At 48.6% G+C, this 16,130-nt stretch carries 13 protein-coding genes and 1 pseudogene; 9 read left to right on the top strand and 5 right to left on the bottom strand.

Features of this window, described 5'->3' with window-relative positions; genetic code table 11:
• Nucleotides 1-17: 17 nt before the first annotated feature.
• A complete protein-coding gene (gene cls, locus RQP52_RS21445) occupies nt 18-1,448 on the bottom strand; it encodes a cardiolipin synthase (RefSeq protein ID WP_315954015.1) in 1,431 nt (476 codons plus the stop codon).
• A gap of 227 nt (nt 1,449-1,675) precedes the next feature.
• Between cls and RQP52_RS21440 the strand changes: the two genes are divergently transcribed.
• The 3 genes from RQP52_RS21440 to RQP52_RS21430 all read left to right on the top strand — a co-directional run bounded on the left by RQP52_RS21440 (nt 1,676) and on the right by RQP52_RS21430 (nt 6,143).
• Nucleotides 1,676-3,331, top strand: coding sequence for a spore germination protein (locus tag RQP52_RS21440; RefSeq protein ID WP_315954014.1), 1,656 nt, complete (start codon nt 1,676-1,678; stop codon nt 3,329-3,331).
• Entirely contained in the window at nt 3,318-4,493 is a 1,176-nt protein-coding gene (locus tag RQP52_RS21435; protein WP_315953751.1) for a Ger(x)C family spore germination protein, read from the top strand. The genes RQP52_RS21440 and RQP52_RS21435 overlap by 14 nt, the downstream gene beginning before the upstream one ends.
• Nucleotides 4,494-4,763: 270 nt before the next feature.
• Nucleotides 4,764-6,143 carry a GerAB/ArcD/ProY family transporter gene (locus RQP52_RS21430; RefSeq protein ID WP_315953750.1) on the top strand — a complete coding sequence of 460 codons (1,380 nt, stop codon included), beginning with the start codon at nt 4,764-4,766 and terminating at the stop codon, nt 6,141-6,143.
• 46 nt (nt 6,144-6,189) lie between these two features.
• Here RQP52_RS21430 and RQP52_RS21425 read toward each other — a convergent pair whose 3' ends face one another.
• Nucleotides 6,190-7,281 carry a ParM/StbA family protein gene (locus tag RQP52_RS21425; protein ID WP_315953749.1) on the bottom strand — a complete coding sequence of 364 codons (1,092 nt, stop codon included), beginning with the start codon at nt 7,279-7,281 and terminating at the stop codon, nt 6,190-6,192.
• A 201-nt stretch (nt 7,282-7,482) separates the two neighbouring features.
• On the opposite strand from RQP52_RS21425, the gene RQP52_RS21420 reads away from it, so the two are divergent.
• The 3 genes from RQP52_RS21420 to RQP52_RS21410 all read left to right on the top strand — a co-directional run bounded on the left by RQP52_RS21420 (nt 7,483) and on the right by RQP52_RS21410 (nt 9,805).
• Nucleotides 7,483-8,511, top strand: a complete 1,029-nt coding sequence (locus tag RQP52_RS21420) for a peptidoglycan DD-metalloendopeptidase family protein (RefSeq protein ID WP_315953748.1) — start codon at nt 7,483-7,485, stop codon at nt 8,509-8,511.
• Nucleotides 8,512-8,516: 5 nt separating this feature from the next.
• A complete protein-coding gene (locus RQP52_RS21415) occupies nt 8,517-8,978 on the top strand; it encodes a bactofilin family protein (RefSeq protein ID WP_315953747.1) in 462 nt (153 codons plus the stop codon).
• Nucleotides 8,979-9,070: 92 nt separating this feature from the next.
• Nucleotides 9,071-9,805, top strand: a complete 735-nt coding sequence (locus tag RQP52_RS21410; RefSeq protein ID WP_315953746.1) for an HAD family hydrolase — start codon at nt 9,071-9,073, stop codon at nt 9,803-9,805.
• 84 nt (nt 9,806-9,889) lie between these two features.
• On the opposite strand, the gene RQP52_RS21405 is transcribed toward RQP52_RS21410, so the two are convergent.
• Nucleotides 9,890-10,834, bottom strand: a complete 945-nt coding sequence (locus tag RQP52_RS21405) for an ABC transporter permease (RefSeq protein ID WP_315953745.1) — start codon at nt 10,832-10,834, stop codon at nt 9,890-9,892.
• Nucleotides 10,827-11,762 (bottom strand): ABC transporter ATP-binding protein, encoded by a 936-nt coding sequence (locus tag RQP52_RS21400; RefSeq protein WP_315953744.1) that lies wholly within the window; start codon nt 11,760-11,762, stop codon nt 10,827-10,829. Before RQP52_RS21400 ends, RQP52_RS21405 begins: the two co-directional genes overlap by 8 nt.
• A gap of 137 nt (nt 11,763-11,899) precedes the next feature.
• On the opposite strand from RQP52_RS21400, the gene RQP52_RS21395 reads away from it, so the two are divergent.
• Together RQP52_RS21395 and RQP52_RS21390 are read left to right on the top strand one after the other, a co-directional pair.
• The gene (locus RQP52_RS21395) at nt 11,900-13,108 is read left to right on the top strand and encodes a sensor histidine kinase (protein ID WP_315953743.1); all 1,209 of its coding nucleotides are present in this window, start codon (nt 11,900-11,902) and stop codon (nt 13,106-13,108) included.
• A gap of 82 nt (nt 13,109-13,190) precedes the next feature.
• Nucleotides 13,191-13,883, top strand: coding sequence for a response regulator transcription factor (locus RQP52_RS21390; RefSeq protein ID WP_315953742.1), 693 nt, complete (start codon nt 13,191-13,193; stop codon nt 13,881-13,883).
• Nucleotides 13,884-14,045: 162 nt separating this feature from the next.
• Here the strand turns inward: RQP52_RS21390 and RQP52_RS21385 are convergent, their stop codons facing one another.
• On the bottom strand, nt 14,046-14,516 hold the full coding sequence (locus tag RQP52_RS21385) for a hypothetical protein (RefSeq protein WP_315953741.1): 471 nt from the start codon (nt 14,514-14,516) through the stop codon (nt 14,046-14,048).
• Between the two features lie 153 nt (nt 14,517-14,669).
• Between RQP52_RS21385 and RQP52_RS21380 the strand changes: the two are divergent.
• A pseudogene (locus RQP52_RS21380) lies at nt 14,670-15,947 on the top strand (MFS transporter).
• Nucleotides 15,948-16,130 lie beyond the last annotated feature (183 nt).

The raw sequence follows: 16,130 nt of genomic DNA, 5'->3' as shown, positions 1-16,130 counted from the left end.
TTCTGTATAGAACTCCTTTAAAACAAAGGTGACAGCAGTCGGGCAATCACTTCTTTCCCCTTCTCCAATCGCGATCTTTGCTCAAATTCGGCTAATTTCAATTCATCGCTATCTTTTAAATCCATCCAAAAGTCATCTTCCAGACGATCAATCACGTCCTGATTAAACATAACCGCATTCAATTCAAAATTGCTAAAGAAGCTGCGCATATCCACATTGGCGGTTCCTACGGTTGCCATCATATGATCGATGATCATGACCTTGGCATGCATGAATCCTTTCCGATAGAGGTAGAACTGAACCCCGGCCTGCATGAGTTCTAATAAATAGGAGCGGGAGGCATATTGAACAATACGGGAATCTGCTTTGTAAGGAAGGATAATGCGGACATCCACACCGCTGAGAACGGCCGTTTTGAGCGCCATCGTTATGCTTGCATCCGGAATAAAGTAGGGTGTCGTCATATACACCCGCTTCTTGGCCGCAACAATTCCTGCAAAAAACATCTCCTGTATCGCATCCCAGTAAGCGTCCGGGCCGCTTGAAATCACTTGAACCAAGGAAGTCTCCGATTCGTGATGCTCCGGATACATGGAATCATCAGCCAAACGCTCCCCGCTTACGAACAGCCAATCCGTCATAAAAGTCGTCTGCAAGTAATACACTGAGTCCCCGTTCAGCATAAGATGCGTATCGCGCCAAAAGCCAAGCTTGGGGTCACCCCCCAGATATTCGTCTCCGATGTTAATACCCCCGACAAAACCAACCAACCCATCGATGACGATGATTTTGCGATGATTACGGTAATTCATTCGTTTATCGAAAAACGCAATAAGTGGTCTCAAAAAGGGATAAACCTCAATCCCCGCCTGTTTAAATCTATCGATATAAGCTGACGAAAGCGAGTAGGAACCGATTCCGTCATAAATGACGCGAACCTTCACCCCCTGCAACGCTTTGCGAATGAGGGCTTCTTGAAATCTGGTACCTATGGCATCATGCCGAATCGTATAAAATTCAAAATGAATATGCTTCTCGGCCTTCTCGATGGCTTCCAGCATCGCCTCATATGTGACATCCGCATTGGTCAGCACTTCCACTCGGTTGTTCGGCGAAATGGCCGAGCCCGGAATGTTGTGAAGCAGCCCGCATAGCCGTGAATCCTCGAAGAGTTGATAGTGCTGCTCTTCGATTCTCTCCTGGTTGTGGCTTCCCCTGCCCAGCCACTGGTGTCTGGCTTCGGAACTTCTACGGCGCCCTTTACGTCGAACCGTTTTGCGCTGGGTGTATTCCTTGGCTAAGAAATAGTACATGAGGAAGCCGATGATCGGGAGAATAAATAAAACGAACAGCCATGCCACCGTCTTGGCGGGCCTTTTGTACTCACCAATCAATATCGTAGCTGTCTGAAAAATGAAAAGAAGCAGTACACCAACCATCCAAATCACGAGCTTCACCCCTCTTCGTAGCGCGAAAAACTTCCTTCTAATTCCTTGTCACGTTAGCTTTTGCCAAGGGCTTTCCCTCTATACTGATCTGCCTTTAAGTCATGGAAACAATAAAATTTTCCAACTTTCGTAATAAAATCCTTCATTTCGCAGAGAATAATAAACGCATTCCTATGATCATTCTGGCGGGAGGTGCCATTCGCATGGTCAAAACATCCAATCCATTGATGAAAAGTATCCTGCGCAAGCGCACATCAAACAAGCAGGAGGATTCTAGTGGCGAGCAAAAAGAACTACATGATTCGCTGGACTATCAATTCATCGAAGAGTTGAAGAAAACACCACTCTCTTTGCTATTGGATGATAATCACGCCTTCATTAAAGCCATTTTCCAGGACTGCTCCGATGTCGTCGTTCGCCAATTCGACATTGAGCCGAACATTCCCGCACTTCTGTTATTCGTTGACGGGCTCACGAACACCCAACTGCTGAATGACACGATGAAATCGCTCATGCTGATTGGCGGCGGAGAAACGTCCGTCCAGCGCATCGCAGACGCCATTCTCCCCGTCTCCCAAACACAGATCTCCGATAATTACGGAGACCTGCTCGTTTCCGTGCTGGGCGGGGACGCCGCCCTGCTCGTTGAAGGAAACGCGAAGGCGATCCTGCTCGGCATCCGCGGAACAGAAAAGCGCTCCGTTGCAGAGCCGGAGACGGAGACCGTCGTGCGCGGACCGAAGGAGGGGTTCGTGGAGAGCATTCGCACGAACACCTCGATGATCCGCCGCAAGCTGAAGACGCCCAGGCTGAAAATGAAGTCCATGTGCGTCGGCAAAGAGAGCAACACCAATCTCGTCATCTGTTACATGGATGACTTGGCGATGCCCTCCCTTGTCGAAGAAGTGGTCAAACGGCTGGAGCTCATCAAGATCGACGCGATTCTGGAGTCCGGCATGATTGAAGAGCTGATTCAAGACAATGCATACTCCCCCTTTCCGCAGATGCAGTATACGGAGCGGCCTGATGTTGTGGCCGGGGCCTTGATGCAGGGACGGGTGGCCATTCTCACGGACGGCACGCCGTTTGCGCTCATCGTGCCTTTTGTTTTCATCCAAACGATGCAGACGTCCGAGGATTACTATGAGCGGTTCCAAATCGGCTCTCTCCTAAGGATGCTTCGTTATGTTTTCGTCTTTTTATCGCTGACGACGCCCGCTTTGTATGTCGCGATAACGACGTTCCATCAAGAACTACTACCAACGACATTAATGCTAAGCGTTGCGGCATCCAGAGAAGCCATACCGTTTCCCGCGGCCGTAGAGGCCTTCATCATGGAGATAACGTTCGAGGCGCTGCGCGAAGCCGGCATCCGACTCCCCAAAGCGGTTGGTTCTGCGGTTTCCATCTTGGGGGCGCTGGTCGTAGGTCAGGCAGCCGTGCAAGCAGGGATTGTCTCTGCGCCAATGGTTATCGTTGTTTCCATTACCGGGATTGCTTCTTTCACAATCCCGCGCTTTAACGGCGCCATCGCCATTCGTATGCTGCGTTTCCCCATCCTTTTGGCGGGAGCGGTCTTCGGCTTCTATGGCATCTTCTTCTCGTTGATGATTTTAATCGGACATATGGCGAACCTCCGCTCTTTTGGCGTGCCTTACTTGTCACCTATCGGACCTCTATCCTCGGGCGATATCAAGGATGTATTCGTTCGTGCCCCTTGGTGGGATCTTAACAAACGTCCGGAATTCATGCCCGTTCAAGATGCTCACCGAATGGATGACAAACTCAGTCAACAGATCATGCAGGACGGAGGCCTAGACGGTAGCTCGATCCAGCATAAGCATCACTCCAGTGAGGAGGGCAATCAGAATGGTTCATCCTAGACGGCTATGCCAGCTCTTACCGCTCCCCCTCCTGATTGTCTGCCTGACAGGCTGCTGGGATCGAACTGAAACCAACGACATCGCGTTTGTTCTCACGTCTGCCGTCGACTTGGAGGATGACGGCAAATTTCGTGTCTCCTACATGCTGCCTCTCCCCGGTTCCATGGGCGGTGCAAGCGGCGGAGGCGGAGGCACCGCTGGCGGCAAGAGCTACTACATCGACTCCGATGTAGGCAATACGTTTCACGAAGCCAACACAAGGCTCCAGATGCGCATGTCGCGCCGTTTGTTTCTCTCCCATCGGAGGACGATCGTGATTGGAGAGAAGTTGGCCAAGAAGGGCATCGGTGTCATCTTTGACACCGTTCCACGCTCACCTGAAAGCCGGATGACATCCTTCCTCGTCATAACCAAAGGCAAGGGCTATGACCTGCTGAACACCGAGCCGAAATTCGAACGATTCCCGGCTGAAGTCATTCGGGAGCTGACGAAATCCAGGCAGTCCTTGGGTACTTCCACCAAGGATATTGGCATTACGTTGAGCTTCAACAGCGATCCAATCCTGACTTATTTGGAACCAAAGCAATCGCAAGCCTCCAAGGAACCTTCCCATGAAATTCAAATGATTGGGTATGGACAATTTAAAGGCGACCGCTTGGTTGGCATTTACAAGAACCACGAAGCAGAAGGGCTCATGTGGCTGAGGAATCATGTGAAAGAATATCTCGTTTCCTTCCCGCCAGAGGAGGGAAACGCCAACGAGATTTCCATTACAGTGACGAAAGGGCAGACGCAAATTAAACCTAGGCTTCAACAAGACAAGGTCATCTTTGATATCCTCATCGACGCGAACGGCTCTGTGAAAGAAGATCTATCGAATCTGGATCTGAACAAGGCCAAAGTGATGCGGAGAGTTGAGAAGCAACTTGCGGAACAAATTATCAAGTCTATTCAGGCGGCGGTTAAGCAGATGCAAAAAGAAGGAACGGACTCTGCTCATCTTGGTTTGACTCTTTGGCGAAGCCATCCGTATGAGTGGAACAATGGTATAGAAGCGAAATGGGAAGCTTATTTCAAGGATGCGGAGTTCCGCATTCACGTCAGTGCTACCATTGAAGAAACCGGTCTGATCAACAAAAATGTTATCAAAGAGGGGATGTAACCTATTGGATCGCATATTCATGATATGTTTTCTGATTACTATGGCAGGTTCGCTTCTCATCGATCGCAGGATGCTAAGGCAAGAGAAGGGCTCGATCAAGATCACCTATGGTTTTTTTACTTTTCTCACCCTAGGCCTCTTCTTCAGCAAGTACTTGCACTGGAAAGTCCCTATGCCTTCGCGTTTCTTTATTCATACCGTTTCCCCTTGGTTTGCAAGAATACTGGGCATCTAAGGGATAAGCATTAAGGGAAAAGGGTGGGATTCACCATGGATCGAAAACAAGTGATCAATCAGCGGCAACTCTCCTGGTTAGCGTCTTCTGTCATCACAAGCGGAGGGATTCTCACCTTGCAAAATGTGCTGATCCGTATCTCACAGATGGATGCTTGGTACAGCTATTTACCTTCTGTGTTCTATGTTTTTGGGGTGGCCAGCTTCTTTGGCTACATCACGAAACATTATCCGCAAAAACATATTTTTGAAATTACACAAGAATTGCTGGGCCGTGTTGGCGGTACCATCGTTAATCTAATTATGATATTTCATTTCTGGCAAATTGTGATGCGCGATATTTCTTCCGTATCCAGGTTTAGTACTACGCTGCTGCTTCACAATACACCACTTGAAATACTAACGCTGTTGCCTTGCCTGCTGCTGATTTATTTCGGCAAAAGCAGCGTGGAAGTGATCGCCCGGGTGAATGATTTATTCTACCCTCTCTTTGTCGTAACCGTGCTGAGTATGCCGCTCTTGTTGTCGAACGAGTTATATCTTCAGCTTATTACTCCTGCCATGACCATGCCGCTGCAGCATGTTGCCGCAGGCTCTATACTCACGATCGGCAATGCAGGAGATATCTTCATTCTCGGGGCTTTTCTTCATATGATGAGCAATTCCAACCAAGTCAGGTCTTCCATCCGACATGGCTCCCTGCTTGGCATTTTCCTGCTCACCATGGCGGTTTTCCTGATCTTGGTTGTTCTTGGACCCAAGATGCCCGGAAATTTCTTGTATCCCATATACAATTTGGTTCAAACGATTCATGTCACGGACTTTCTCGATCGTGTTGATCTCATCATCTTGATGATCTGGTATCCAACGGTGACTTGTAAAATGATTACGATCTATATGGCGCTTCTGCTAGGTATCTCTGCCATCCTGGATAAACGCAACTACCCGACGATTAACAAACCTGTTGCACTGTGCATTGTGATGACCACGTTATTGTCCTTCAGAAACACAACAGATCTATTAGCGTTCTCTAACTACAGCGCTCCAGTTTTCGCGCTGACCTATCAGCCTCTGGTGATGGCTATTCTCGTCGTAGCCATCGCTCGGAAAAAACGCAAGTCGGGCAATCCAGCCTATATGAAAGACAGCTCGCCAAGCAGTCAGAATTCCAGCGTGCAAGCGTCTCAAAAAATTGGAAAACTTAGTCAACGTGTATCCTACAAGCACTGGCTTTGGGGAGGCAATGCCTTGATGATCCTTGCGGCTCTATGCTTGATGGTAGGACTTATGTTCAGTAAATACCATTCGGCCATCGGGAGCGTCTGCGCCATCATTTTCGCCATCTGCATGCTGCTGGCCTCGTTGACGACTTATATGGAGGTGAGCCAACTGAAACAATTGGAAGCCGGCAAATGATAGCGGGCATAAAAAAAAGCACCCGATTCACAGGTGCTTGCTCGGTTTAGACAGGAGCTGCCTGGTTTAACCGACTTTTGGCCACCTTCAGGTAGCCATGCATATTGAGGAATTCGCTATCGTTCGCGAAACGTAATTTAAGTGAACCTGCCGCCTCTTGGATGTAGGGTCTCAAGGCTGAAGCGCCACCGCCAATGACATAGAAGCATTGAATGTCAGGATATTTGCGCCAGCGTTTCTTGATCATCTCGATCATGCGCAAAGCTGCGCGCCGGAAGTGCTGATCCACGATCGGGCGGATGTCAACTTGACCTTCGCCAAGCAATTGAATCGTGAAATCACGTTGCTTAATACGCTGCACGAGCTTGGCTCGGCTTGGAAACACGTAGCTGTAAGCATCTTCCACATCGCGAATGATCGCATCCAGATACGTAGCGATGCCAATTTGCTCGCCATGGCTGAAATGATTATCAATCGCCATCCGTTTAATAACAGGGAAATCCGTCGTCAATGCGCCAATTTCACAAACGCCGATACAACCGTTGTAAATTTCTTCGTCCTTCACCATTAAACTGTCGTGGGTGGCCAGATGAAAAATAGCTGCGGCTCCTTCAATTGAAACAGCGACTTTGCGAATGGATACTTTAATTTTGCGGTTATGGAATTGCGGCGTGGATAGGAACGTAACTTCATGCTCGCCAAGTAACCTCTGTTCGAATTGTTGACTGTACTTCGCAAATGCACGAACGGGCAACCCCGTTCCCAGCGTGTACTCCACTTCATCCACGGCGCCGTAACCGCTGTTGAAGGCTTGAGTGGCGAGACCTTGGTAGGCCAACGCAGTAAGCGCGACAATAAGGGATTGATCCGAAACCGCTTTATTATCGGTGTCTTCCAGCTCCAGGTTGTCTTCGTGTTCCAGCGCAAGCTGACCGACGAAATAACGCTGATTTCTTTGAGAGAGAGAGGGACTGTAAATCATGACGTCTAGCGCTTTCCAAGGGGAATCCTCTTCCTGTAAAATGTGCCTTTCGTAACCCGGCGCAATAATGTTCGGGATGACTAAAGGATCCTTGGACCCATCGAGCACCAGCTTAATGCTGTCGTTACCAATATCAATACCTGCAAGCTTAATCATGCGTGCCTCCACTCCAAATCTACTGTCTTTCCTGTAATTGTTAAGAACATTCGATTATATCCGACACTATTCCTTCCTACTTTCGACTCATTTTGACTAGGACCAGTAGGTATAAGGAAGGTTTTTATCGGATCATGACGAATGATGTTGTTAGATAGACTTTACCAAATTCAACCACGATAAGGAGACAAATTAGCCTTTATGAAGCTCAAATGGAAGCCCAAAAAACTGACGCTGGTGATCATACCGGATGCCAATCAATCGGTCGTCAGGTTTCGAGTACCCCATTTATTCGCTTATATCGCAGCGGCCTGCTTTTCACTGCTGCTCCTTATAACCCTCATTACGTATGCCCTGCACGCGCAAACCACGAAAAAAGCCAACGCGCTGCAGGCTAAACTTAGCGGAGCGAGCCAGCAATGGAACGCGACTTTAACCTCGAAAGACAAAGCAATTGAACAGTTGCAAAATGAAGTCATTCAACTGTCCCAGCAAGCGGAGCAGATGAAATCGCAAGTCGAAGAAATGAAAAAATTCGAGAATGATCTCAAATCCATCGCGGGTCTCGATGCCAACGTAACCGGCAAAGCGGTCGCCAGCGCGACAGCAGCTAATGAAAACAAATCTACGGAGGAACAGACTCCCCCTGTTGCCACGAGCGGAATAGGCGGAAGTCCTAATCCAGCTTCTCAGGAAGCTATTATGCAGCTAGGCGAGCAGACATCCGCTTCTTTTACAGCGCTAAACAGCGAAGTGAAAGAACTGCAAACCAGTTTAACCGAAACGAAACAAAAGGTTGCCGATAAACAACACCAACTCGCTATAACGCCTACGCTGTATCCGACGAATGTGAGGATCGTCACGTCGACGTTTGGCTATAGAACCGACCCCTTCACACATAGCCCGAGCTTTCACTCCGGCATTGACTTCGGGGCCAGGGAGAATGATGCCGTCTACGCCACCGCTGATGGAAAAGTCGTCAGCACCGGAAAGGATATTTACCACGGCAATAACATTGTCATCGAGCATTCCAAGGGCCTACGCACTTGGTATATGCATTTAAATAAAATTCTTGTCAACAATGGAGACAACGTCACCAAAGGTAGTACTATAGGCCTAGTTGGTTCCACAGGACGCAGCACTGCCCCCCATCTTCATTATGAAGTGCTCAAAAATGGAGAAAGCATTGATCCTAAACCATATCTCAAAGCGAATCGAAAGGATGACTAGACATCATGTTTAAATCCAAGAAAAACCTTATGAATCCAAATACGACAGATACGTTGATTGGCGAAGGGACCACCTTTGAAGGACGAATTAAATCGGAAGCCAGCATTCGCATCGAAGGCGGCATCACAGGGGATATCGAATGTGCCGGGGATGTCATCATCGGGGAGCGCGGCGTCGTGAAGTCCAATGTTTCAGCCAGAGATGTCATTCTTGCAGGGAATGTCCATGGCAACATTATCACCAAAGGCAAACTGACCATAACGTCAACAGGATCGTTGCATGGCAACATTAGCGCTGCTTCTTTTATTATTGAAGAAGGTGGGCAATTCCAAGGAAACAGCAAGATGGAAACAACATCCGCTGCAGCAGCACCTCAACCTCAGCCAAAAAACGAGCCGGATAGCCATATGAATCCTCCTGCATCCACTACAAATGGCACCTACAAAGGAAATACCATTGCGATGTAAGTAAATGGAGCATCAACGCTGCCCCTAGGAGATGCGATAAGAGCATGGTATAATGGTTGGAAATTCATTTCTAACTGCAGGAGACAGCGCCTATGAAAGAACAAACGATACTTTTTGATCTTGATGATACATTAGTCCATTGTAATAAATATTTTGACGTCGTCATTGACCAGTTCGTTGATCTCATGCTGACCTGGTTTTCCGGACATGGGCTTAACGCGCAGGACATTAAACAAAAACAGCTCCAAATTGATCTCGCCGGCATTCATGTCCATGGCTTCATGCCCGAGCGTTTTCCCAAGTCATTTGTTGAAACGTATCAATGGTTTAACAGGCACTTCAACCGGAAAATGAGCGCTAAAGAAGAATCATGGCTGATGCAATTAGGTCATACCGTGTATGAATACACGGTCGAACCTTATCCGCTCATGAACGAAACACTCGATCAACTGCAGCAGGATGGCCATCGTCTCTTCCTGTACACAGGCGGCGATGCATCGATTCAAATGAAAAAGGTCAAGGACCTAAGTCTGGACACCTATTTTCATGACCGAATCTTCGTAACCGTGCATAAGACCAAGGAATTCATGGAAACGATCATGCATGAGCAAGGTTTTGATCGCAAACATACGTGGATGATTGGCAACTCCGTCAAAACGGATGTGCTGCCTGCCCTCCATGCAGGGATCCACTCCATTCACATTCCTGTTGAACAGGACTGGGCTTACAACACAGGTACGATCGATATCAAGCCTCAAGGAGCGTTCTACCAGCTCGGTTCCTTGCAAGAAGTTCCAACCACTATTCAGTCGTATATCAAGAAATAAATAAGACGCTAACGTAAAAAAGGCTGTCCCCAAGTCATGAATTGACCAAGGGGCAGCCTTATTTTTTAGGGGAACCTTACTTGTTTACGCCGCCACATCGCGTCTCCGAAATATTTCCCAGGAAAGCAGAATGAACAGCAGGAAGTAGACAACCAGAACGACAATGGAAAATCCAAGTGTCATGCCTTCCGCAAGCGGCGGCTGCCCCTTTAAGTAGGGCGTAAGATCCGTATTGGCAAATAAGAAGTATTTGCCCCAGCTGTATCTCAGGAGCAGCATGGTAATGATCTGTCCGGCGAACATGATGAAGATACTGAGACCGATGGCCAAAGAGGAACTGCGGAATACGGTCGATATCATAAATGCCAACGTTACAATCATCACGAGCTCAATCAACTTCAACCCATAAGTAGCTAGCGTAAACACCAGCATGCTCCCTTCATGCACTTGCCCTTCTGCATCCACTTTCAGTTGAGGAAGTCCAAGGTTCTGGAAGCCGTACAGGAACCCATTCACAATGAGAGCCGTAACAAACAACACAATCAACAGGGTCACAGCAAACAGGAGCGTCGTTAGATATTTGGACAGAAGAATTTTGGCCCGGCTCGCTGGACGAATAAGCAGCAGCTTGATCGTTCCCCAAGTGAATTCGCCAGCCACCATGTCCCCGGCAATAATGACGGTAAACAGCGTCACTACGATGATTATGCCAGAGGCCCTAATGGCTCCGCCCCAGAGCGTGTTATCCGTAGGAGGATAATTATGGTCCAACATGTATTGTTGAAGCGCGATTTCTTCCTTCATCTGCTGTTTGAATTTGTCCGGAAGATCGTTGTTTTCCAGCTCTTTCTTATTATGCTCAATCGTTTCTGCAGCGCTAACCTTCCATTTATCGCTTGCGTCTTCATCCGTACCCGGATGAGAAACGAGACCAGCCAAGACGACAATAGCGATCAGCAGCAGGGCCAGTATCCAAGTACGCAGCCTGCGATAAATTTTCATCTGTTCATTCTGGATTAAATTAAGCAATCGGATCACTCCCTGTCATCTCTAAGAATTGATCCTCCAGCGACTTCGTTGCCGTACGGATTCCGTAAACCGCAATGCCTGCCTCTACAAAACGTTTGTTCCATAGGGCCGTTTCTTCCTTATCCAGCATCAGGATCAGTTCATCGCCCTCCGCCTCAGCCTTCACAGAATGTGAAGCAGCCAAAGCCAATGCCTTATCCGGCGTCGACACTTCAAAAGCCACATGGAGCTTGCCGTCCGTCCTAGCGTACTCTTTGATCAATCTAACATCGACTAACTTCCCATTCTGTATAATGGCAACCCGGTCGCACATGAGTTCCATCTCGGCCAGCAGGTGACTGGATACAATAACCGAGATGCCATCCTCGCGCGTCAACTTGCGCAAATGATCGCGCAGCTCACGAATACCGGCTGGATCCAGGCCGTTCGTAGGCTCGTCCAGAATCAGCACATCCGGCTTATGCAGCAAGGCTTGCGCAATACCGAGTCTTTGGCGCATGCCCAAAGAGTAGGTTTTCACCTTATCATGAATCCGGTTTTCCATGCCTACAAGCTCAATGACCTCTTCAATGCGGTCCTCTCCTATTCCCGGAAACATTCTGGCGTAATGGACCAAATTGTGGTAGCCACTCAGAAACTTATACATTTCCGGATTTTCAACAATCGCGCCGACATGGCGAATCGCTTGTTCGAAATGGGTCCGAATCGAATAACCGCCAATCCGGATATCTCCTTCCGTGATCGACATGAGTCCAACCATCATTCGTATCGTTGTTGTTTTACCGGCCCCATTCGGGCCTAGAAATCCAAAAACTTCCCCCCGTGGGACGTCGAACGTTAATTGATCAATAATCGTCTTCGTACCGATTCGTTTGGTTATCCGCTCAATTTGTACAATCGGTGACTGATCTTGCACTGCTGCTGCCATGTTTTATCGCTCCCTACCGCTATAAGTCATAAGAGTCATACCTGATTACTGCTGACAATATGACTGCGCTCACTATGGATTTTTCCAACAATTATGTACAATGATCTTATACGATTTTACCTAGAAGGAGTTCCTCTATGATTCAAAGAAGACAGTGGCATGGCGTGGAGTGGTCCTTATTTATCGTTTTGACCGGCTCTGTACTGCTAGGCCTGCTTTACGCGCTGCTCCATATGAACGAAAACGAGCACGGTAATATCTTTTTAACCATATTTGCCCTGCTTCTATCCTATGGTATTCCTTTTTTATTTTGGAGGCCTACCTACATTAACACAACACTGTACCCGATTTCCGTAATCCTCACAGGTATTCCTCTACAAATCTATCTATCATGGATGCAAGAAGATGCCTACCTTACTATTAATTGCCCATTAATGGTCATTGGATTCCTTACCGATCGAAAAAACGCTTGGTGGGCCGCTCCAATCTCGCTTGTCGCGATGCCTGTTGCCTATTTCCTGATCCTTCATCGGGATATGGGTATGGGTGTTAGCGAGCTGTTCAGCATCATCCTGAATGCGGTGTTGTTTTTCGCGATCGGCCTTAGCTTGCAAAGAGTTGTAACTTCTAACGAAAAAACGGAAAAGCTTTTAGCGGAAAATCAACGACAATACTATCTTATTCATGAGCAAAATAATGCCTTAGAGCAGTACGCCAACCAAATCGAGCAGTTGACCCTGCTGGAGGAGCGCAATCGGATGGCTCGGGAGCTGCACGATACCGTCGGGCACACCTTTACTTCCGTCATCATGGGCATGGACGCTGTTTCCTATTTAATAGAGGCAGCGCCTGATAAAGCCAAAGAAAAGCTGGACGTCCTGCGGGGCGTAACCCGCAACGGATTGGAAGAAGTGCGGCGCAGCATTCATCAAATGGTGCCCAAAGAAGGCGATATGCTGCTCTCGCAGCAATTAACGAGGCTGGCTAACGAGTTTGCCCTCCATACCGGCACCCAGATCCGGTTCACGACTATCGGGGAGGAATTTGAGATTCCGAAACAAACCAAGCTCTCGCTCATTCGCTGCTTGCAGGAGTCCTTAACCAATGCCAAACGGCATGGCCGCGCAACTACGGTCGAAATCAAGCTCAACTATGTGGATGATGGGGTCGGTATCCGCATTGAAGATGATGGCGTCGGCACCGAGCAGCTCAAAGTCGGTTTCGGGATTAATGCCATGCAGGAACGGATCTTTGCGCTGCAAGGAACGTTACAGGTAAGTTCAACCGTCGGTCAAGGAACCGTTGTCGAATGTTTCATTCCTGCTAAGCGTTTGTCTTCTTTTTAAAAGCTTTCTTCCAAGCTGCTAGCCGTGAATGATACAATATGCCTAACAACACACAAGCAAGTTAAGCTAGGAGGAGTCCCGTATGAACCCTGCCCCACTGAAACTGCTCCTGGTCGACGACCAGGATTTAATACGAGAAAGCCTTCACATTGTGCTGGGCATGGACCCGGACATTGAAGTCGTAGGCTTAGCCGAGAATGGCCATATCGCCATCCAGCAGTGCGAAGAGCATCAGCCTGATGTTGTCCTGATGGATATTCATATGCCCGTCATGGATGGAGTTGAAGCGACACGCAAAATTAAGGAGACATGGCCGCAAATCCGTGTCATTATCCTGACCACCTTCCAGGAGATCTCCTATGTCGTTGACGCCTTGGGAGCGGGAGCTGAAGGCTATCTGCTCAAGGCCATTCATCCGAAGGATTTGGCCGCCGGCATCAAATGGGTGCATCAAGGCGGCACCCTCATCCCGCAGGATATCGCGAGAATGCTCGTCCAGCAAGCCAAAGGCGCTGCCGAGCCAACCGTTCGTGATACGGAGGTTTCAAGACCGGCCAGAGAGGAGCCGGCTCGCACTGACGCTTACGGACTGAGCGAGCGCGAAGTGCAGGTGCTGCACTGCATCGCTGACGGGCTGAACAACCGGGAGATTGCCGAGAAGCTTTTCCTGTCCGAAGGTACAGTGAAAAATTACATTTCCAGCATCTACTCCAAAATGGACGTGCGAGATCGCGTGCAGGCTTCTAAAAAGGCGCATGAGGAAGGTATGATTTAGGCTGCTTAAAAGCGAACAACAGCGATACAAGAGTAGATCTTGTATCGCTGTTGTGTTTGTTTGGAGCGGGACCAGCGGGACCGGTTGCTGAGATTCGTCGTTCGAGCTAACCGCGAGCACCGCAACCGACTGATTCATAAGCGGTCCACAAACCGCTTTTCACTATTCAAACAGCCTCTCCAGAAATCCCTTTTTTCTCTTGCGGATTTTCCGGTAACTTTTCACACGAGAATAAGTAGGCTGCTGCTCCACCGGTGGCTGCTCTTCCGAAAATAGAGCCAATGCCGTTGACGGCGTTGCTTCAATGTTCTGCAGCTCTGTCCGTTCCCCATCCACCGGGGCGTCCTGTCTTCCGGCAACCCGGTGAATGATCTGCTCATAGAGCTTATGCTCCATCTGGTGATTCATTTGCCGAAGCAGCTGTTCCTGCTGCTTGTTATGGAGCTCAAGGTGCTCATGAAGCTGAGATTGAAGATCGGCAACCTGCCGGGAGAGCAGCAAGACTGCTTTTTGAAGAGCAATTACATGCTGCGTTCCTATAGGTTCATCCGCATCAAAATCGAGAGTGCCCTCGCCATTCTCGGCCAGAAGCGCATAAAGTTCTGCCGCCTTTATGAGATCCTCTTTCTTCATGTGCTTCCTCCAATTCCGGTTCGATTCTAGGCGTCCGTGCTCGTCCGACGTTAACCTGTCCCCTCTATTGTACATGATGCTCACGAATTGTTCACCTTTTTGATTGTCTGCAATCTACTCAACCTAAGAAATTAACAGAAGGGGCATGTTCCTATGCACATTGATGCACCACTCAAAAAGAAACCACGCGTTCTGGACTCCTTCCTACTTCCTTTTATCCAATCGCGTTCCTTTCCTTATTTTTATGGCTAAGTCAACTCATTTCTATGCTTGGCGGTTCCGTTACAACCGTTATTTTACCGATGGTCGTTTATTCGCTCACGGGGTCAACGACGATGATGGGCTTGGTCATGAGCGCCTACATGCTGCCTTATGTCCTCATGCTCCCCCTTTCGGGATGGATTGTCGACCGTTATGATCGCGTGAGAATTATGATGCTTTCCGATATCGTCCGCTTCATCGTCATGTTGGCTATAGCCGTACTTATTTTCTCAGACGTCTTCCGTCCCTATGCTTTTTGGCTTGGTAAGCCTTTATGGCCTTATGGAAGGGCTTTTTCAACCTGCATATTCCGCCGTACGCGCGACCGTCTTCACGCCAGACATTCGCAATGCCGCCAATGCGCTGACACAAGTGAGCAATCAAGGGGTCAGACTCATTGGACCTGTCCTAGGCGGGCTTATCGTTTCCTCCATGTCCGCCAGTTACGGGTTCGGCCTGGACGCGCTGACCTACCTAATTTCCTATCTGTGTCTGCTGGTATTAGTAAAAAAATCGCTAATTTCGCATCAAAATAAGCCGGAAACTTCAACAAGCAATTCTACCTTCACTTGGAAGCGCGAATTCCTTGAAGGTATCACCATCCTCAAAGGTCATCCCTGGCTCTGGATCACGATCCTCGCCTTTTGTTTCATTAATATTTGCTATACGGGCATCATTGTCATTCTCATCCCATGGTTGTTCAAGGTTCATCTTGGGCTCGATCCACTCGCGTATGGGATAGGCATCACATGCTCCGGAGTTGGAGCTATTGCAGCAGCACTTCTCTTTGGGTCTAAAAGGCAGTGGCATCACCGGGGCATAATCGCCTATGGCGCAGTGATCTTAAGTGGCGTTGCACTGCTGACGATGACTTTCATAACGTCACCTATTGCGCTCTCGCTGCTCATGGCCGTCGAAGGCTTCGGGCTGATGATCTTCGGTCTCATCTGGGAGACCAGCCTTCAGGAGCTAGTGCCACCCGAAGCTTTCGGGCGGGTGGTCAGTTTGGATTTGTTAGGCTCTTTCGCCTTACTGCCGCTGAGCTATTTCCTTGTCGGCTGGATTGCTGATCAAATTGGAGGCGTGATCACCATCACGATATTTGCTTCGATCGGCCTGGCCATTGTCGCCAGTGTGCTTTGTGTGCCGGCTATTCGGCGGTTTCAGTAGACGATTCGGACTCAGAAGCCGTTAGAAATTCGGCGTCCTATTTGGAACTAACGGACTGGGTGGGGCTAGAATTAGAAGTGGACACATCGTTAAGTGACCCCAATAATAGACTTAACGAATAGGAGGGGTCCGCCCATGGGAGAGCAACGCCAACGATATAATGAAGATTTTAAGAAACAAGCA

Source organism: Paenibacillus violae, from assembly GCF_032461945.1.
In the GTDB taxonomy this organism is placed as follows: Bacteria; Bacillota; Bacilli; order Paenibacillales; family NBRC-103111; genus Paenibacillus_E; species Paenibacillus_E violae.
Note: the sequence above shows the minus strand (reverse complement) of the source record. Positions and strands in the feature narration are given on the sequence as shown.